The following is an 18,436-nucleotide window of genomic DNA, read 5'->3' as shown; positions in this document are numbered from 1 at the left end:
GTGCATGCCATCTGTACCGCATAATCCCGAGTTTAATCCGGAGTTGCTCAAAAAAGGGGTTGATCCTTCGGTGTTTACAGCTACGCTGGAGCAGCCAGCTCGCATTCGCGAGCAAAAACAGAAGTTCATCATTGGTGTACCCAAGGAGCGCAGCCTGCAGGAGAACCGGGTGGCCATTACACCCAAGGCTGCCGGTGTGCTGGTAGCGAACGGCCACCAGGTGCTGATAGAGCACCAGGCAGGGGCCGGTGCCCAGTACACCGACCGGGAGTACACCGAGGCGGGTGCCAGCATAGCCTATAGCGAAGCTGAGCTGTACCAAAAGGCGAACATCATTGTAAAGATAACCCCCCTGGACTATGATGAGCTGAAGCTGCTACAGCCCCGGCAGATACTGATCTCGGCCGTGCACCTGGGTGCCATAAAGCCCGACTACCTGAAGCAGCTGATGCAGAAGAACGTAACGGCCATCGGCTTCGAGTTTATGCAGGCGGCAGACGGGAGCCAGCCCCTGGTGCGCATGATGAGCGAGATAGCCGGCATATCCAGCATACACATTGCCGCCGAGCTGCTAAGCTATACCGGTGGCGGAAAGGGTACCCTACTGGGCGGCATTACCGGCATACCCCCCTGCCAGGTTACCATACTGGGTGCCGGCACCGTGGGCTACCATGCCACCCGGACAGCCATGGCACTGGGCGCACACGTACGGGTGATAGACAGCGAGGTGCACAAGCTGCAAATGCTGGAGCAGAAGCTGGGCCAAAAAATATGGACCGCAGTAAGCCAGCGAGACTATATAGAGGAAGCCGTAGCCCAGGCCGATGTACTGATTGGTGCCGTACACGTACCGGGTGTGCGCACACCCTGCATTGTAACTGAGGATATGGTGATGCAGATGAACGAGCGCAGCGTAATCGTGGATGTGTCTATAGACCAGGGCGGCTGTATCGAGACCTGCGAGGTAACCACACACGACCGCCCCACCTATGTGCGGCACGACGTGGTACACTACTGTGTGCCCAATATTGCCAGCCGCGTACCCCGCACCAGCAGCAATGCCGTTAGCAATATCCTTACCCCACTCATCCTGCGTATAGGCGATGCCGGGAGTATCCAAAACATGATTAAGACCGATCCCTATATTCGCACCGGCATCTATGTATACCACCGCTACCTTACCCAGCGCAGCCTGGCCCGTATGTTCAATATGGATTTTATGGAGCTGGAGCTCCTCCATGCGGCGAGTATCTAGCGTATGTGTGGCATAGCCGGCTTTTATGATCCGCATGGTGGTTTCGACCGCCAGAACCTACAGCACATGACCGATGCCATAGCGCACCGGGGGCCCGACGCGGAGGGCCACTGGCTAGAGGGGCCTGTGGGCCTGGGCCACCGCAGGCTGAGTATCCTGGACCTATCTACGGCGGCCAACCAGCCCATGACCTCCAGAGACGGGCGCTATGTGCTGGTGTACAACGGCGAGGTATATAACTACAAGCAGGTAGCCCGAGACCTGGGCCTGCAGCTGCGCACCACGGGCGATACAGAGGTGGTGCTAGAGGCCCTGGCGCTGGAAGGAATACAGGCAGTGGCACGCTTCAATGGCATGTTTGCCACAGCCCTGTACGATAGGCACGAGCAGTCGCTGCTGCTCATACGAGACCGTATGGGGATCAAGCCCCTGGTGTACTGGCAGCAGGGCGGCCGCTTTGCCTTTGCCAGCGAGCTAAAGGCGCTGCAGGCACTGCCGGTAGCCCTGGAGCTGGACGTGCAGAGCCTGCAAGATTACCTCTTTCTGGAATACGTGCCCGGAGACCGCACCATCTGGCAGCAGGCCCGCAAGCTGCCACCCGGCCATTACCTCAGGGTGTCGGCCCGGGGGGTGCAGCTGGCAGCCTACTACAGTGTGCTAAGCCACGTGCAGCACCGGCAGGCACTGCCCGAGCAGGAGGCCGTAGCCCTGCTGCAGGACCGGCTGCAGCAGGCCGTAGGGTACTGCAGCATAGCAGATGTTCCCCTGGGTACCTTTCTCAGTGGGGGTACAGATAGTAGCCTGATCGCTGCCCTGTACCAGGCACAGAGTGGACAGGCAGCGCATACATTTACCATCGGCTTTGATGCACCCCAGTACGACGAGAGCAACTATGCGGAGCAGGTGGCCCTGCAACTGGGCACCCGGCAGCACACCACCCAGCTGCTGCTGGCCGATGCGCGAGAACACGTACCCAGCCTCTTTGCGCACTACGACGAGCCTTTTGCGGTAAGTGGGATCCTGCCCATGCTCCTGCTGTCTCAGGTGGCACGCAGGCAGGTAACCGTGGCCCTGAGCGGCGATGGCGCAGATGAACTATACATGGGTTATGGCTACTACCACTGGTGGGCCCGCTACCAGCGGGTGAGCCGCATGGGCTGGCTGGGCCGCAAGGCCGTGGCCTGGCTACTAAGCCAGGGCGACGCACGCAAGCGGCGCGCTGCCCGCGTGTTCGACGGCCCTGGTACGGATACCGACTGGCTACATGTATGGAGCCAGCAGCAAGACATGTTTACCCAGGGCGAGGTAGGAAGGCTAACGCGCCGCCCCTACACCCACAGTACCCTGGCTGCCGACTGGCATGCCATACAGCAGCTGCCCCTACACCCCTGGGAGAAGATCAGCCTATTTGACATCCGGCACTACCTGGCCAACGACCTGCTGTACAAGGTAGACATAGCCAGCATGGCACATGGACTGGAGGTGCGAGTGCCCTACCTGGACCATCAGGTGGTGGAGCACGCACTTTCGCTACCCGTTTCGTACAAGTACCACGCCGGCGTACAGAAGTATCTGCCCAAGAAGCTACTGGCACACTACCTGCCGAACGAGCTGGTGTATAGAAGGAAGTGGGGTTTCCCAGCCCCAGTGGCAGAGTGGCTAAACGGTGAATTGAGGTATCTGGTAGACGAACTTCTGAACCCGGAGCACCTCAAGCGCCAGGATATTTTCGACCCCCGTGTGGTGCAGCAGTGGGTGCAGGCATACCAGTCGGGCAGGAACCCCTACCACGGAAAACGCATTACGGCTCTCGTCTTTTTCCAGCTCTGGTACCGCCAGCATGCGGGCTAGGCGGGTGGGGGGGGGCAAAGCCTTGCCAAGCAGTATAGCGGGCTATTCCACCGCATAGACAAGCTGCTTCCGTATTGAGCGCGTACCTTGTTTGGCGTTCTGATCGGTCTCCCTACCCGTAACGCCAGCCCACTGCCCAGCGTAGGTGGGTTATCCACCTGTGTATGCACGTCGCCACCGGTTGCACATTTACATCCGCCTGGCGGCCCTGGCTAGGCCAGGATAGATACCCCGGCTGGCTGCTCGCGAAAACGGTACTGCTGGTCGCGCAGCCTGGGGGTAAAGCCCGCCTGCTGGATGCAGGCCTGTATCTCGGTGCTGCTGAAACGGAAAGGTGCCCCGGCTGCACTCACCACATTTTCCTCGATCATGATGCTACCCATATCGTTCGCCCCGCCATACAGGGCGGCCTGGGCCACCTTGGGGCCCACAGTTAGCCAGCTTACCTGTATATTCTCAATATTTACCAGCAAGATGCGGCACAGGGCCAGGGTCTGCAGGTACTCGTGGGCACTCACATCATTGCGGATGCCCTTTACACGCTGTAGCAGGGTTCCGTCGTCCTGGTAGGGCCAGGGTATAAAGGCGCGAAAGCCCACGTGCCCTTCGGGCCGCTCTGCCTGTACCCCGCGCAGCCACAGCAGGTGCTCTATCCGCTCATCCAGGGTTTCGATGTGGCCAAACATCATGGTGGCCGAGGTAGAGATGTTCAGCCGGTGTGCCTGGCGCATTACCTCCAGCCACTCGCTGCCGCTGCACTTGCCGTTCGAGATCAGCCTGCGCACCCGGTCATTCAGGATCTCGGCCCCCGCTCCGGGCAGGCTATCCAGCCCCGCCTGCTGCAGGCGCTGCAGGGTGTCGTAGTAGCTCAGCTTGCTCAGCTCGCTAATGTGCACAATCTCCGGCGGGCCCAGCGCATGCAGCTTTACCTGCGGATACCAGCTTTTCAGTTTGCTAAACAGAGCCTCGTACCATTCTATCCCCAGCTCGGGGTGGTGCCCCCCCTGTAGCAGCAGCTGGTCGCCCCCCAGGGCCAGCATCTCTTCTATCTTCCGCCTGTAGGTATCGTCGTCTGTAATATATGCATCGGGATGGCCGGGCACGCGGAAGAAGTTGCAGAACTTGCAGTTGGCCACACACACATTGGTTGTGTTCACGTTCCGGTCTATCTGCCAGGTTACAATGCCTGCTGTTTCGGCCTTTTTTATTTTTCGTATTTCGTTCGCCACATACATCATGTCGGGCAGTGCCGCCTGCTGATACAGAAACCTGGCCTCTTCGTGTGTGATAAACTCCAGGCGCAGGGCTTTGTCAAAAATGGCAGTGGTGTTCATACAGTCGAGAAAAAAAATGTGCACGAAGAGCCGAATGGCCTACTGCGTACAACGCGAAGTTCGTATTTTCAATTCAAATTGAAAATAGCTATGGGCTAAAAATCTTTTTTCAGACTCGGGTGTCAAACATCGGGTTGTCCCAACTGTTTCATCCTATTTTTATTGCATCTTTGTGCTGTGGGCTGGCTTTGGCCTGCTTTTCTGTTTGCATCATGACTTTCACGGTATACGTCAATGTACTTCCGCACCCCGAGATCCTGGATCCGCAGGGTAAGGCTACGCTAAACGGGCTGCACCACATGGAGTTTTCTGCCATCCGGCAGGTACGGGTGGGCAAGCGAATCCTGCTAACTGTAGAGGCCCCCAACCCCGAGGCTGCGAGCCAGCAGGCCCAGCAGGCTGCACACAAGCTGCTGGCCAACCCGATAACCGAGGTGTTTGAGCTGGAGCAACCACAGCTTGTGGGCTAGTACACGCTGCTAGTGGCGGTGCGCCCACAGGCCTCTGTCTCATGGTAGCCTGGTCGCTTATTCCTGGCATAAAATACAGGTGCTTATGTAAAGCACAGGCGTCTTAACGCCCCTGAATATAGGGGCTCTTGTTTTCTTTTTTGTCGACGAATGACTTGTTTTGTTGCTATTTTATGCATGTTTGTTTCGGTATATTGAAAATATTGCCTGAATTGTTTATGTTAGGTACATGAACGGAGGTTGCCGACATAGACTGTCGGTATTTTTTCCTACGTTCTCTTTGGGCACATTCAATACTTTACCGGCATGGAGGAGAGCAAACGCACAATAGCCATTTTGGGTGGGGGTTATTCTGGTCTTTCGGCGGCCTACTATTCGGCGGCCTACTACCTCTCCCGCTTGGGCTACCAGGTTACCTTGTTTGAAAAAGAAGCGCAGGTAGGGGGCTTTAGCCAGGGCACACAGCTGGGGCAGGTGGTGTACGAGCGTGTGCCCCACAGCTTCCATCGGTCAGATACTTCCCTGCTCAGCCTGATGACAGACCTGGGCATGGAGCAGCAGCTGCGCTGGCGGCCCATACGCACCGCTGTTATCCTCCGAGATCGGGCCTATGGCGTGCACTCCGTCTGGTCTGTTCTCCGGCTAAGGCCCCTCCGGTTTCTGCAGCGGCTGGTGCTCCTTGCCGGCTATACCTACCTCAAGTACCTTAGCCATCCGCGCAAGCTGGAGCGGCGGCCTGCCGCGCTCTACACGCGCAGGCTGTTTGGCCGTGGGGTGTATCGGGCTATCTGGGAGCCTATCTTGCGCTCTCGGTTCTACCTGCACATGCATGCCGTAAACATGGCCTGGTTTTGGGCCAACCTGAAGGCCCGCAGCCGCAGGTTCTACCAAGGCAGGCAGATGCTGGGGTACCCCATTGGCGGGTTTCATCGCGTTACCGAGGCCCTAGTGCACCGGATATCGCACCGCGGCGTGCGTGTATGCTGTGGGGCCGAGGTAGGCCTGCTACAAAAAACCGATGCCGGATGGCTGGTGCAGGTAAATGGGCAACCACACCACTTTCAGCAGGTGCTATCCACACTGCCAGGCGCTACACTGGCAAGGATACTGGATGTGCCCCAGGCCGATAGGGCGTACGCCTACAAGCTACAGGCCATACCCTACCAGGGGGTAGTGTCTCTGCTCTTTACCACGCGGCAGCAGCTCACTACCCACTATGAGCACTATGTGGCCGATACACACGCCCCATTTTCCATGCTGGTGCACCACAGTGCACTGGCGGGCGATGAATCCCATGGGCCGCTGCATGTATACTATGCCTACGGCTACCGCCCGCACGAGGATGAGCAGATGTGGATGGACGAGGATGAGCTGAGCAATCTGTATATGGAATATGTGCAAAAGGTTTTTCCAGCATTGGACCGCACCGCCATCCAGCACATGCGCCTATACCGGAAACCCTATGCACAGGCCGTGCCCATCATCCGCTATTCCGAGGTGCAGGTACCGTTTCAGAGTCCGTACCCGGGGCTCTTTGTGGTCAACTTTAGCCAGCTGCTGCCCTACGGCCCCACTGTAAACGCGGCTGTAGAGCAGGGCAGGCAGGCAGCCCGGTATATAGGCGGGCTACCCGCGGGCGGGCCTACTGCACCAGCCGGTACACCAGTGTTTTCATCACGTGGGCCTCACTCATCCTAGTGTTGTGCACGCCCTTTAGCTGCATATCGGCCTCCAGGATGTTGGACATATTGGCGCGGATGCGTCGCAGGTCGTACTGGCGTACACCGGTTACAAAGTTTTTGGCAAAGAAGGGCTGAATCTTCAGCGCCTGACAGATGGCCTGCTCACTCTGCAGCCGCTGCTGCCGCAGCATGGCCAGGGTGCTGAAGTAGTTGTATAGCTGCACCAGCATGCCTATAGCCCCACTGTTGCGCGTCAGCGTCAGGTAGTGTATGGTTTTGTGCGCACGCTCCACATCGCGGCTGGCAATGTAGTTGATCAGTTCGAATACATTGAACTCTCGGTCTATGTTTACGAATGCATAGATCAGCGACTTGTCTATCCGGCTGTGCTCATTGGCCCGCAGGTGGATGTACATCTTGCGCAGCTCATTGTCTATCAGCGCCAGGTTGTTTCCCAGTGCTTCCTTCAGCAGCAGGTTGGCCTCCTGCTCTATGCTGTAGCCGGCGGCGCCCACGTGCTCCTCTATCCAGCTGAGTATGCTGCGGTCGTACAGGCGCTTGCTCTCAAAGGCCACAGCCTTTTGCAGGGCTGCCTTTCCAAAGCGGGTGCGGGCATCGGGCTTCTTTTTTCGGTACAGAAACACCACCACGGTTGTCTCCAGCGGCTGCTCTATGTAGGCCCCTATTTTGTCCAGATGCGCCTTGCCCAGGCTGTGCGCTTCTTTTACCACGATCAGCCTGCGGCTGGCAAAGGTGGGGTAGGCGCGGGCGGCAGTTATCAGCTGATTGGCCGAGGTCTCTGGCCCCAGCAGCACGTCCATGTTGAAGCTCTTGTCGGCCCCCTCCAGCACCTTCTGCTCCAGCAGCTCGGCCAGCTGGTCTATAAAGTAGGGCTCCTCTCCGTACAGAAAGTATACCGGCGCGATTTTGCCCGCGCGTATTTCTTTCTCGATGGATGCCAGACTCATGCCGCAAAAATACGGTACTTATCCACCCCTTGTTCCACCGGGCCTGTGGATAAGTGGTAAAAGAAGACACATCCAGCTACCTCATAGCCCGTGTGCCCCTTGCCCTAGGGCTTCGGCCTGCCAGGGCAGGGGCGGCTGCATGGTCTGTGCCCGTTCGGGTGAACCTCCTTTGTCTCTGTGCGTTAAGGGAATGTTAAGGATTTTTTTCGGAGACAAGATCTTTTTTCGGGTGACCAGTATTCTTTCAAATTTTTTATAATCAACTGTTTAGATCAATTTTTTGAATCCTGTACACCTACAACCTGGTAGATGGAGGCTTGCCGCTGAAACTTTTTCGTGTTAATTTCGTGTTAAATCATTGTTAACTCATACGATCAAATAGACACGGATTTAAAAACAATTGAAGTGATGAAAACAAGAGAGGTAAAAAGCCAGAAGGGCAAGGCCCTGAAAGCCCAAGCACAAATCAGCATTCTGGCAGCCGCAGTGGTACTACTAGCCACCTCGGTACATGCCCAGTCTCTGGCTGATGCCTCGATTCCAGCGCGCACAGCCCCGGCGGAATGCCTGGAGTGCAACAACAACTGCGACACCAAGGCAAAGGTGCTGAACCTGCAGACTGTGGTGAACAGCATAGCGTACCCAGAAGACCTGCGCGGCACGCATCAGGAGGGTAAAGTGGTGCTAAAGCTCTACGTAAACTGCCTGGGCGAGGTTTCCAAGTGGCAGATTATCTCCTCTACCCACCCCTCCTTCAGCAGGGCTGTGGAAGAGCGGGTGGACGAGCTGAAGCTGCTGCCCTCGGCACAGAACGGGCGGCCCATGTCCAGCTGGGTCATCCTGCCCATCCACTTTGAGCTTCACTAACACCCTTGCCCTTTGCCCCCAGGCGTGGTGCCTGGGCGTGGGCAGTACCCTGGTAGATAGAATACGAACGAAACCCGGCTCAATAGGTCGGGTTTTTGTTTATTTGCCGTTATGAAAACATTCATTTACGTAGGCTACGTGGTGGGCATCCTCATCTGCCTGGTGGGCATCTACATGATTTTTGCCCCACCGGCGCAGGTTCAGCAGTGGTTTGTCCAGCAGCAGATCAGCTTCCCGGCTGGCTCCATGGGCGTGCTGGTACTCCTCTATGGGGTGTTTCGCCTATGGCGGTCTCGCATTATGCACCGCCGCATGCAGCAGGGTGGGCCCCGATGAGCCTGGGCAGGCAGGGCGAAGCCCTGGCCGCACACTACCTGGCGGCCCAGGGCTACCAGCTGCTAGGGCGCAATGTGCGCGTACACCCGGCAGAGATGGACCTGGTGTGCATGGACAGGCAAGAGCTGGTGGTGGTAGAGGTAAAAACCCGAACCGGCCCTGCCTGGCCCGAGGAGGCCGTAACCCCCAAAAAGCAGGCTACCCTCTTCCGCGCCGCCAGCCTGTACGCCGAATTGCACAATTTGGTACATTTACCCCTTCGCTTTGATGTAGTAGCAATCCGTATATGGCCGGGCCGAGACCCAGAGATACAGCACTATACGGACGCCTTCAGGCAAAACTTGACCCCCTAAAATTCACCTAAACAACCCCATACCATGACACCCGACCAACTAAAATCGCTGCAAGAGAGAGTAGGCGCCCTAAGGAGGTATCTTTGACATAGCGGGGAAGGAAAGTGCCATAGCTGCCAGGGAGGCAGAAAGCGCAGCACCGGGTTTTTGGGACGATAGTAAGGCAGCCGAGGCCGCCATGAAGCAGCTGCGCGGCATGCGTGTATGGACGCAAGCCTACCGAGCGGCTGCCGAGGCGCTGGAAGAGCTGGAGGTAAGCTACGAGTTCTACCGAGAGGGAGACCTGACGGAGCCAGAGCTGGACACCGTGTATGCCCGCGCAGAGCAGGTGGTGAATGAGCTGGAGCTAAAAAACATGCTGAGTGGAGAAGAGGACCAGCTGGACTGCGTAGTAGTGATAAACGCCGGAGCCGGCGGAACCGAAAGCCAGGACTGGGCCGAGATGCTGCTGCGTATGTACACCATGTATGCCGAGCAGCACGGCTACCAACCCAGCCTGATAGACGAGCAGCAGGGAGAAGGCGCAGGCATAAAGAGCGCCAGCCTGGAGGTAAAGGGCTCCTTTGCCTATGGCTACCTGAAGGGCGAGAGCGGTGTACACCGCCTGGTGCGCATCAGCCCATTCGATAGTGGGGGCCGCCGCCACACCAGCTTCAGCTCTGTGTACGTATACCCACTGGTAGACGATACCATAGAGATAGACATCAACCCCGCCGACCTGGAGTGGGACACCTTCCGCGCCGGCGGAAAGGGAGGCCAGAATGTGAATAAGGTGGAAACAGCCGTGCGCGTAACCCACGTACCCAGCGGCATAGTGGTAGAGTGCCAGCAGGAACGAAGCCAGCACCAAAACCGCGAAAAAGCCCTGCACCTGCTGCGTAGCCGGCTGTACCAGCAGGAACTGGAGAAGCGCATGGAAGAAAAAGCCAAAACCGAGGCCGGAAAGAAAAAAATAGAGTGGGGCAGCCAGATCCGAAACTATGTGTTCCACCCCTACAAGCTGGTGAAGGACCTGCGAACCAGCGTGGAGACCAGCAACGTGCAGCTGGTGATGGACGGAGGGCTAGACGAATTTATAAAAGCCTACCTGATGGAGTCTAGCCAAAACTAGGCCCCGCCGTATGCGCCGCCATCAGCCGCCAGTTCGGGCACAATATGGTTCTGCAAAAAACCTTATATTCGCATTAAGAATCAGAAAGCAGGAAGTCGGCCTCTCGGCTTCGTTTAACCCCATCACGATGTCTACCAAGATAACCATCAGGAGCAATGGCTCTATTCGGCTGGAAGGCGACTTTGAGCTGTACGATCAGGACGGCAACCGCTTCGAGCTGAACGGACGAACGGCTGTGAGCCTCTGCCGCTGCGGCCACACCGCCACACCACCTTTCTGCGATGGTGCACACAAGGAGCAATTCGATAGCCCCATTCAGGCCTACGAGCTGCCAGCTCCGCGCTAGCCGAATGTGTGCGCAGGCTATGCTGGTGCATTCATTCCTCTATTTCGCCCTCTATTCTTTTCTCGTCATTATTGAAATATAAAAAGCTGATGAATACGATTGCCGCTCCTACTGCCCTCGATGTGTTTGGCCTACGTGCAGGCATGGTGCACTCGGGCACCAGCACGGGCACCCACTTTATGGAGGTAGCCCCCGCCGCGCGGACCATAGACAGCCATAGCCCTGCAAACGGAGAGAAGATTGGCACCGTAGCCTTTACTTCCGCCCCGCAGTACGAGCAGGTGGTGCAGAAGGCACAGGAGGCATTTCGCTATTGGCGCGAGGTGCCCGCCCCCCGCCGGGGCGAAATTGTACGCCAGATGGGCGAGGCATTCCGCGAAAACAAGGAGTACCTGGGCTGGCTAGTAAGCTATGAAATGGGTAAGATATACCAGGAGGGACTGGGTGAGGTGCAGGAGATCATAGACATATGCGACTTTGCCGTGGGCCTAAGCCGCCAGCTGTATGGCCTTACGATGCCTAGCGAGCGCCCAGACCACCGCCTGATGGAGCGCTGGCACCCCCTGGGCATTGTGGGGATTATCTCCGCCTTCAACTTCCCGGTGGCGGTATGGAGCTGGAATGCCATGATTGCAGCCGTGTGTGGCAATGTAGTGATCTGGAAACCCAGTGAAAAAACGCCCCTATGCGCCCTGGCTTGCCAGAAGATAGCGGCCGACGTGCTGGCAGCCAATGGCCTGCCAGAGGGCATCTTCAACCTGGTGGTGGGCGATGCCGAGATAGGCCAAAAACTGGCTGCCGACGAGCGCATCGACCTGGTAAGCGCCACCGGCAGTACCCGCATGGGCAAGGCCGTGGCCCAGACTGTGGCTGGCCGGCTGGGCAAGTATCTGCTAGAGCTGGGCGGTAATAACGCCATTGTACTTACCCCGAACAGCAACCTGAAGCTGGCCCTGCAGGCCATCGTGTTTGGCGCGGTAGGCACCTGTGGCCAGCGCTGCACCAGTACGCGCCGCCTGTTTGTGCACGACAGCATGTACGAAAAAGTGAAGGAGGCCCTGGTAAATACCTACAAAAGCCTGACACCCAAGATAGGCAGCCCACTGGATGCCGATACCCTGATAGGACCCCTGATAGACCAGGATGCGGTGCAGATGATGCAAGACCGCCTGCAGAAGGTGCAAGCACAGGGTGGCAAGCTAATCTATGGCGGCGATCTGTACACGGTGCCCGGGCACGAGCATGGAAACTATGTGACGCCTGCCCTGATAGAGGCCAAAAACGAAATGGAGAGCGTACAGAGCGAGACCTTTGCCCCCATCCTCTACCTGATCCGCTATAGCGACTACCAGGAGGCACTACAGCAGCACAACGCGGTGCCCCAGGGCCTAAGCTCGGCCATCTTTAGCGAGAATATGAAGGAGGTAGAGCGCTTCCTGGGCCCCGCCGGTAGCGACTGCGGTATTGCCAACGTGAATATAGGTACCAGTGGTGCCGAAATAGGCGGTGCCTTTGGCGGCGAAAAGGAAACTGGGGGTGGCCGCGAAAGCGGATCCGACTCTTGGAAGGCCTACATGCGCCGCCAAACACAAACCATCAACTACGGCGATGCGCTACCCCTGGCACAGGGCATCAAGTTTGACATAGAAGCCTAGTAGGCGTATTGGCAGGCGCAAGGCGGGCTGGCGCGTTAATTTTTGGATGGCCCCCCCTTCGACCGATCCGCTGTCAGTTTTTATGCTATTTTTGACTGCTCACGCGTTAATTGCACAAAGCAAAGCTCGTTTTTCATCTCCACCACTCCACCTGATTATCTAATCAAACGCCACTATGAAGTCTCTACAGGAACTAAAACAGTACTTTGAAACAGAACTAACCCAAGACCTGAACGCGGTGGATTCCATGCGCAAAAAAATCGTGCTCAAGGTTGTGGTTATGATTTTTCTGCTCGTGGCCGCGTTGATCGGTGCGCTGGTTGGTATTTCCTCTGTAATAGATGCCGAGACTGCTGGTGTACAGATATATGGCTGGTATGCCCTCATTGGCGTGATTTTTGCCGCTGGTGGCTATGTGCTGTACTACGATGTTACCGGAGACAAACGCTTTCACATCATCTTCAAAACCCGCGTAATTGAGCAGATTGTTCGGTTTATCAATCCCAGCTTCACCTATATTTCTCACAAGTTCATTCCACCCAACCTATTTGTAGATAGCAAGCTGTTCACAGACCTGCCCACTAAGTACCGGGGAGATGACTACGTGTTTGGCGATCTCGGATCTACAAAAATTGCCTTCTCCGAGGTGCACGCCAAGCGCAGCGTGAGAAAGGGTGAGCGTAAATCTGAGCTCCGCGCTATTTTCGACGGAATCTTCTTTGTAGCCATCACCAAGCAGAAGTTTACGGGCACCATTATCCTGCCCCGGCACCAGGTTTTTGAACCCGAAAAACTGGGATACAAGAGTTCTGATTTTGAAGAAGTATTGAGTCCGGACCCCGAGTTCAACACTGTTTTCAAGGTGTATTCCAAAAATTCCGAGGATGCAAAACAGAGTTTTTTTACCTACAAGGAGGTGTTTGAAGACCTGGTGGCCTACAAGAAAACACATAAGGAAGACATCTGTGTGTCTTTTATTGGCAACAATATTTATGTGGCCATCAGCCATAAGAAGGAGCTTTTTGAGCCCCGGCTTTACCGGAGTCTGCTCGACTTCAAAATCATCCACGAGTACTACGATGTGATGTACGAGCCGATGATCATCTTCGAGAAAATTGGCCGTGTGGACCAGCAGGTGGATACTGCCACTGCCTGAGCCACTGCTTATAGTCTTGCTATAGAAAGAGACCTCATATGAGGTCTCTTTCTATTTGTATACGCCCTATTTCGTAGCTTTTTGCCCAACGGTAGCGGCCGCATGGCCTTGCTCTTTCACAAATCTGTGGTGAGCCTATGCACTCAGGATTTCCACCAGCTCTACCAATTGTGGATTAATCTCGACATTGTGCTTTACGGCCTCGCTGAAGGGGATGTGCACCACGGACTTGTACTGTACGCCACAGGCATAGCCCGCCATGCCCGCTACCAGCGCCTGCACGGCGGCAGCCCCCAGGCGGCTTGCCAGTATGCGGTCCATACAGCTGGGGCTACCCCCCCGCTGGATGTGGCCCAGCACGGTTACGCGCGTATCATACTGCGGAAAACGCTGGCGTACCTGCTCGGCTACGGCAAAGGCACCGCCCGCCTCGTCGCCCTCGGCCACCACCACAATCATGCTGCTCTTTTGGCGCTTCCAGTCTCGTTCCAGCAGGTCGTATAGCCGGTCCAGGTCCTGCTCTATTTCCGGTATCAGCACAGCCTCGGCCCCGCTGCCCAGGCCCGTGCGTAGTGCTATCAGGCCTGCATCTCGGCCCATTACCTCTACAAAAAACAGCCGGTCGGTAGCATCGGCCGTGTCGCGTATCTTGTCTATGGCCTGCATGGCCGTGTTGATGGCCGTGTCGTAACCAATGGTAAAGTCGGTGCCATACAGGTCATTGTCTATGGTGCCCGGGCAGCCCATTATGCGGATATCCGGATACTCCTCCATAAAGACCTGTGATGCCCTGTAGGTGCCATCTCCCCCGATGGCCACCAGGGCCTGTATCCCGGCTTTCTGCAGCTGGTGGTAGGCCTGCCTGCGGCCCTCGGGGGTGCGAAAGCCCTCCGAGCGTGCCGTCTTCAGGATGGTACCGCCTCGCTGGATGATGTTGCTCACATCCTGCCGCCCCATATCCAGCATATTACCTTGTATCATCCCGTCGAAGCCCCGGTAGATGCCCGTTACCTTCAGCTGGTGGTGGTGGGCTGTGCGCACCACGGCCCGTATACAGGCATTCATGCCCGGGCTATCCCCGCCAGAGGTGAATACCCCGATTCGTTTTAGTTCTTGCACGTATTCTGTTTTTTAGTTTCAATAGGAACCAATTATCTGTCACCACGCTTAATGTAAGCACTTTAGCCATAACTTTATACCCCATTCACCTTATATTTTTATCATGTCCACACCATCCGAGCACGTTAGCTGTCTCATCATCGGCTCAGGTCCGGCAGGCTATACCGCCGCTGTATACGCTGCACGCGCCAACCTGAGCCCCGTACTGTACACCGGCCTGGAGGCGGGTGGCCAGCTGACCCAGACCACCGATGTAGAGAACTACCCCGGCTACCCGGAGGGGGTGCTGGGCGTGCAGATGATGGAAGACTTCCGCCAGCAGGCTGCGCGTTTTGGCACAGATATTCGTTATAGTACGATCACTAAGGTAGATTTCAGCCAGTCGCCCAAGCTGGTGTGGACCGATGAGGATAAGCTGATAAGCGCCGATGCCGTCATCATCAGCACCGGTGCCAGTGCCAAGTGGCTAGGGCTGGAGAGCGAGAAGCGACTGAACGGCGCCGGTGTGAGTGCCTGTGCCGTGTGCGACGGCTTCTTCTACAAAGGCAAGGACGTAGTGGTGGTAGGCGGTGGAGACACGGCCGCTGAAGAGGCCACCTACCTGAGCAAGCTGTGCAGGCAGGTGCACCTGCTGGTGCGAAAGGGCGAAATGCGTGCCAGCCAGATTATGCGAGACCGGGTGCTGAAGACCCCAAACATTACCGTCCACTGGCACACCGAAACCGAAGAAGTATTGGGCAAGGAGGTAGTAGAGGCAGTGCGGATACGGAATAGCCAGACCGGGGCGCTGACGGATATTCCGGTGCAGGGCTTCTTTGTGGCTATTGGCCACAAGCCGAACACCGACCTGTTTGCGGGCCAGCTGGAGATGGACAACACGGGCTACCTGATAACCGAGGGAAAGACAAGCAAGACCTCTATCGAGGGGGTGTTTGCTGCCGGCGATGTGCAAGACAGTGTGTACAGGCAGGCGGTAACCGCAGCAGGAAGCGGCTGTATGGCTGCCCTGGATGCCGAGCGATGGCTGGCCGAACAGGGCATTGTATAGCGCACTGCACCCGGCAGTTTTTTGGTATATTGGCAGGCGCTAGTATGAATTCCTAACTTATTAAAACCATGTTTATGACCAAAAGACTCCTGATCCTTGCCTTCCTGGCTGCCGGTACCGTATATGCCGGTGTGGATACCAAGCGTGCCACCACCCCCTGCACCGACTGTGAAGAGCGGGTGCAGCCCTGTGCCGACTGCGATACGCCCGCACCCTGCCAGGACTGTGGAGCCGAAGCCGTACCCTGTATAGACTGTGATACACCTACAGCCTGTGCGGACTGTGCCGATCAGCCCGCTGCCGCCGGAATAACAAGCCTGGAAAGGAAAAAGGCGCTAGCCGACTGGAAGCAGATAGATAAGGGTACTCGAAAATCGCTGATTGCCACGGTAAAAAACCAGATAAAGACTGGCCTTAGCCAGGGCATGAGTTACGAGGAGTAGGTGTCCAACACCCTGTCCGTATCGGATGCGAATGATACCAGTCTGTCTGACTCAGAACTGATTCGCATTCTCATCATTGTAGCACTGGTGCTGCTCATCCTCATCTTGCTGGTGGCCCTGCTGTAGCCAGCTTCGCCTCGGCCCCCGGCACACATGTGCTTGCCAGCGATTTCGTCACCACTTGTTTGTATCTACAAAAAATACCTGTCCGCTTCCGGACAGGTATTTTCATTTTCAGCACCCGGAGTGGCAGCGCCAGCCGACTGGTAGCAAAGACCGGTACGCGCGCACTACCGCTTTTCAGCCCTGGGTCTCAGCCTCCCTCTGCTCTGGCTTATGCGTTCAGCAGGGCCTGGTAGATATCGGCAAACTCGGCAGCATCCAGGCTGGCACCCCCTATCAGGCCCCCGTCCACATCGGGCTGGGCAAACAGCTCGTTGGCGTTGCTGGCCTTTACACTCCCCCCGTACAGGATGGTGGTTTCCTGCGCCAGGTTATCTCCGTATCGTTCGGTAATTTTCTCGCGGATAAAGGCGTGCATCTCCTGTGCCTGCTCGGCGGTGGCGGTGCGGCCTGTGCCGATGGCCCACACAGGCTCGTAGGCAATGGTGGTGTGGGCAAAGTTTTCGGCCAGCAGGTTGTAGCAGCCAAACAGGAGCTGCCTGGTTATCACCTCTTTTTCCACGCCCCGCTCTCGTTCCTGCAGGCTCTCGCCTATGCAAAAGATGGGCTTGAGGCCCGCCTGGCGTGCCCGTATCAGCTTGTTGCTCAGCAGGTCGCTACTCTCCTGGTAGTAGGTTCGGCGCTCGCTGTGGCCCACGATCACGTACTCGGCACCCACGCTGGCCAGCATCTCTCCGCTGGTTTCGCCGGTAAAGGCACCCTGCTTCTCCTGATGCAGGTTTTGTGCACCCAGGTGAAACCCCGGGTGGCCCTGGATAAGCTGGTGCAGTGGGTGTAGATACGGAAAGGGTGTGCACAGCACCACTGGCACCCGGGGGGCGGCCAGCCGCTCTATCAGTTCCTGGGTCAGGCTTTGCGCACCCGCCAGGTTCAGGTGCATTTTCCAGTTGGCAGCAAGCAGTTTTCTCGAATTCATCATGCGATATAGGGGTGGAACATAAGGCTACGGCTTATTGGCGCACACAGGGGCTGCTGTGGGCCGCCTGGCCAGCGGGCTAGGCAGGCTGTATCTTCTGCACACGGGGGGCATGGCGCCCGCCCTCAAAGGCAGTCTGCAGAAAAGTAGTTACAATCAATCGGGCCTCCTGTTCATCCAGGTAGCGGGCGGGTAGGCATAGCACATTCGCATCGTTGTGCGCACGGGCCAGGCCCGCCAGCTCGGCGTTCCACACCAGGGCGGCCCGCACGTGCGGATACTTATTGGCGGTCATACACACCCCGTTTCCACTGCCGCACAGCAGGATGCCCACTTTGGGCTCGCCGGCCTCTATGCGCTGGGCCAGTGGGTGGGCATAGTCCGGGTAGTCTACCCGGTCGGCGCTGGCGGGGCCCAGGTCTTCCACCTGATGGCCCTGCTGGCGCAGCCAGGCGGTCAGGCTCGTTTTTAGGTCGTATCCGGCGTGGTCTGAGGCTATGAGCAGTTCCATGGGTAGCAGGTTTGGGGGTAGGGTCAGGATAGGGAATAGGTTTTGCTCAGAAAGCGATTCAGTACGGCCAGAAACTCAGCGGGTGCCTGGGCATGCACCCAGTGCCCGGCGCCCGCTATTACCTCCAGCTGCGCCTGTGGGAATAGGCGCTGGATCTCGGGCCAGTCTTCAGCCTGTATATAGCGGCTGGCCCCCCCCTTGATAAAGCGGGTAGGGTGGGGGTACACCGGGTTGCCGTCCATGCCCGCCAGCACCGCCGGATACTGCCGGACGAACACTGGCAGGTTGAACCGCCAGGCAAAGTGGTCTCCGTCTCGGTACAGCGCCTTCAGGATAAACTGCCGCTCGGCCTCGTTGGGGATGCCGGCTTTCAGCAGGGCTTCCACTTCGTGCCGCTTGCTGGTGTGGGTTATATCGGCCTGCTGCAGGGCGTTCAGGATTGCCTCGTGGCCGCCTGTGCTTTGCCGGGTGCTTATATCTACTACCACCAGTTTTTCTACCCGATCCGGGTGGTGGGCTGCCAGCTGCATGGCGGTTTTTCCGCCCATGCTGTGGCCTATCAGGCTCACCCGGTCTAGCCGGTGCTCATCCATCAGGCGCAGCACATCGGCGGCCATGTGGGGGTAGTCCCAGGCATCGGTGTGGGGGCTGTGGCCGTGGTTTCGCTGGTCTACCAGCCACACCTGGCTCTGGCTGGCCATGCGCAGGCCCAGCGTCCGCCAGTTGTCGGCGCTGCCCATAAAGCCGTGCAGGATCAGCACCGGTTCCCCCTGCCCCAGTACCTGGTGGTGCAGTGCTACGGTAGTCAGCGTATTCATGCTGCAAGATACAG

The 18,436-nt window shown here is 57.3% G+C and carries 19 protein-coding genes; 13 read left to right on the top strand and 6 right to left on the bottom strand.

All coding sequences use genetic code 11. The annotated features are described in order from the left end of the window. Nucleotides 1–4 precede the first annotated feature (4 nt). Together LW884_03285 and asnB are read left to right on the top strand one after the other, a co-directional pair. Nucleotides 5–1,255 (top strand): alanine dehydrogenase, encoded by a 1,251-nt coding sequence (locus tag LW884_03285; protein ID MCE3007355.1) that lies wholly within the window; start codon nt 5–7, stop codon nt 1,253–1,255. Nucleotides 1,256–1,258: 3 nt separating this feature from the next. Continuing rightward, a complete protein-coding gene (gene asnB, locus LW884_03280) occupies nt 1,259–3,106 on the top strand; it encodes an asparagine synthase (glutamine-hydrolyzing) (GenBank protein MCE3007354.1) in 1,848 nt (615 codons plus the stop codon). Between the two features lie 212 nt (nt 3,107–3,318). On the opposite strand, the gene LW884_03275 is transcribed toward asnB, so the two are convergent. Then, on the bottom strand, nt 3,319–4,440 hold the full coding sequence (locus tag LW884_03275) for a CofH family radical SAM protein (GenBank protein ID MCE3007353.1): 1,122 nt from the start codon (nt 4,438–4,440) through the stop codon (nt 3,319–3,321). A 212-nt stretch (nt 4,441–4,652) separates the two neighbouring features. Here LW884_03275 and purS point away from each other — a divergent pair, with 212 nt between their 5' ends. Together purS and LW884_03265 are read left to right on the top strand one after the other, a co-directional pair. Further along, complete coding sequence (gene purS, locus LW884_03270; GenBank protein MCE3007352.1) at nt 4,653–4,910, top strand: phosphoribosylformylglycinamidine synthase subunit PurS; 258 nt, start codon at nt 4,653–4,655, stop codon at nt 4,908–4,910. 306 nt (nt 4,911–5,216) lie between these two features. Continuing rightward, complete coding sequence (locus LW884_03265) at nt 5,217–6,608, top strand: FAD-dependent oxidoreductase (protein MCE3007351.1); 1,392 nt, start codon at nt 5,217–5,219, stop codon at nt 6,606–6,608. Here the strand turns inward: LW884_03265 and holA are convergent. Next, nucleotides 6,553–7,560 (bottom strand): DNA polymerase III subunit delta, encoded by a 1,008-nt coding sequence (gene holA / locus LW884_03260; GenBank protein MCE3007350.1) that lies wholly within the window; start codon nt 7,558–7,560, stop codon nt 6,553–6,555. The genes LW884_03265 and holA overlap by 56 nt on opposite strands. 408 nt (nt 7,561–7,968) lie before the next feature. Between holA and LW884_03255 the strand changes: the two genes are divergently transcribed. From LW884_03255 to LW884_03225, 7 genes are all read left to right on the top strand, one after another. Further along, the gene (locus tag LW884_03255; GenBank protein MCE3007349.1) at nt 7,969–8,427 is read left to right on the top strand and encodes an energy transducer TonB; all 459 of its coding nucleotides are present in this window, start codon (nt 7,969–7,971) and stop codon (nt 8,425–8,427) included. A gap of 111 nt (nt 8,428–8,538) precedes the next feature. Continuing rightward, the gene (locus LW884_03250; GenBank protein ID MCE3007348.1) at nt 8,539–8,763 is read left to right on the top strand and encodes a hypothetical protein; all 225 of its coding nucleotides are present in this window, start codon (nt 8,539–8,541) and stop codon (nt 8,761–8,763) included. Continuing rightward, nucleotides 8,760–9,116 (top strand): YraN family protein, encoded by a 357-nt coding sequence (locus tag LW884_03245; protein MCE3007347.1) that lies wholly within the window; start codon nt 8,760–8,762, stop codon nt 9,114–9,116. Before LW884_03250 ends, LW884_03245 begins: the two co-directional genes overlap by 4 nt. Nucleotides 9,117–9,140: 24 nt before the next feature. Next, nucleotides 9,141–10,227, top strand: a protein-coding gene (prfB, locus tag LW884_03240; protein ID MCE3007346.1) for a peptide chain release factor 2 whose coding sequence is annotated in 2 segments (ribosomal slippage) — nt 9,141–9,200 and nt 9,202–10,227 — 1,086 coding nt in all. Because the reading frame shifts where the segments join, the coding sequence is not laid out codon by codon here. Nucleotides 10,228–10,354: 127 nt separating this feature from the next. Next, entirely contained in the window at nt 10,355–10,573 is a 219-nt protein-coding gene (locus LW884_03235; GenBank protein MCE3007345.1) for a CDGSH iron-sulfur domain-containing protein, read from the top strand. A gap of 89 nt (nt 10,574–10,662) precedes the next feature. Next, nucleotides 10,663–12,228 (top strand): aldehyde dehydrogenase family protein, encoded by a 1,566-nt coding sequence (locus LW884_03230; GenBank protein ID MCE3007344.1) that lies wholly within the window; start codon nt 10,663–10,665, stop codon nt 12,226–12,228. Nucleotides 12,229–12,403: 175 nt separating this feature from the next. Then, complete coding sequence (locus tag LW884_03225) at nt 12,404–13,384, top strand: DUF3137 domain-containing protein (GenBank protein MCE3007343.1); 981 nt, start codon at nt 12,404–12,406, stop codon at nt 13,382–13,384. A 135-nt stretch (nt 13,385–13,519) separates the two neighbouring features. Here the strand turns inward: LW884_03225 and pfkA are convergent, their stop codons facing one another. Next, on the bottom strand, nt 13,520–14,503 hold the full coding sequence (gene pfkA, locus LW884_03220; GenBank protein ID MCE3007342.1) for a 6-phosphofructokinase: 984 nt from the start codon (nt 14,501–14,503) through the stop codon (nt 13,520–13,522). Nucleotides 14,504–14,606: 103 nt separating this feature from the next. Between pfkA and trxB the strand changes: the two genes are divergently transcribed. Beyond that, a complete protein-coding gene (trxB, locus tag LW884_03215) occupies nt 14,607–15,551 on the top strand; it encodes a thioredoxin-disulfide reductase (protein ID MCE3007341.1) in 945 nt (314 codons plus the stop codon). A 74-nt stretch (nt 15,552–15,625) separates the two neighbouring features. Continuing rightward, entirely contained in the window at nt 15,626–15,994 is a 369-nt protein-coding gene (locus LW884_03210; GenBank protein MCE3007340.1) for a hypothetical protein, read from the top strand. A 334-nt stretch (nt 15,995–16,328) separates the two neighbouring features. On the opposite strand, the gene tpiA is transcribed toward LW884_03210, so the two are convergent. The 3 genes from tpiA to LW884_03195 form a co-directional block, all read right to left on the bottom strand. After that, nucleotides 16,329–17,096 carry a triose-phosphate isomerase gene (gene tpiA, locus LW884_03205; protein ID MCE3007339.1) on the bottom strand — a complete coding sequence of 256 codons (768 nt, stop codon included), beginning with the start codon at nt 17,094–17,096 and terminating at the stop codon, nt 16,329–16,331. A gap of 76 nt (nt 17,097–17,172) precedes the next feature. Further along, entirely contained in the window at nt 17,173–17,604 is a 432-nt protein-coding gene (gene rpiB / locus LW884_03200) for a ribose 5-phosphate isomerase B (protein ID MCE3007338.1), read from the bottom strand. 23 nt (nt 17,605–17,627) lie between these two features. Further along, nucleotides 17,628–18,422 (bottom strand): alpha/beta fold hydrolase, encoded by a 795-nt coding sequence (locus LW884_03195; protein MCE3007337.1) that lies wholly within the window; start codon nt 18,420–18,422, stop codon nt 17,628–17,630. Nucleotides 18,423–18,436: the final 14 nt, after the last annotated feature.

This window comes from Bacteroidota bacterium, assembly GCA_021300195.1.
GTDB lineage: Bacteria > Bacteroidota > Bacteroidia > J057 > JAJTIE01 > JAJTIE01.
This window is presented reverse-complemented; position numbering and strand designations above follow the sequence as displayed.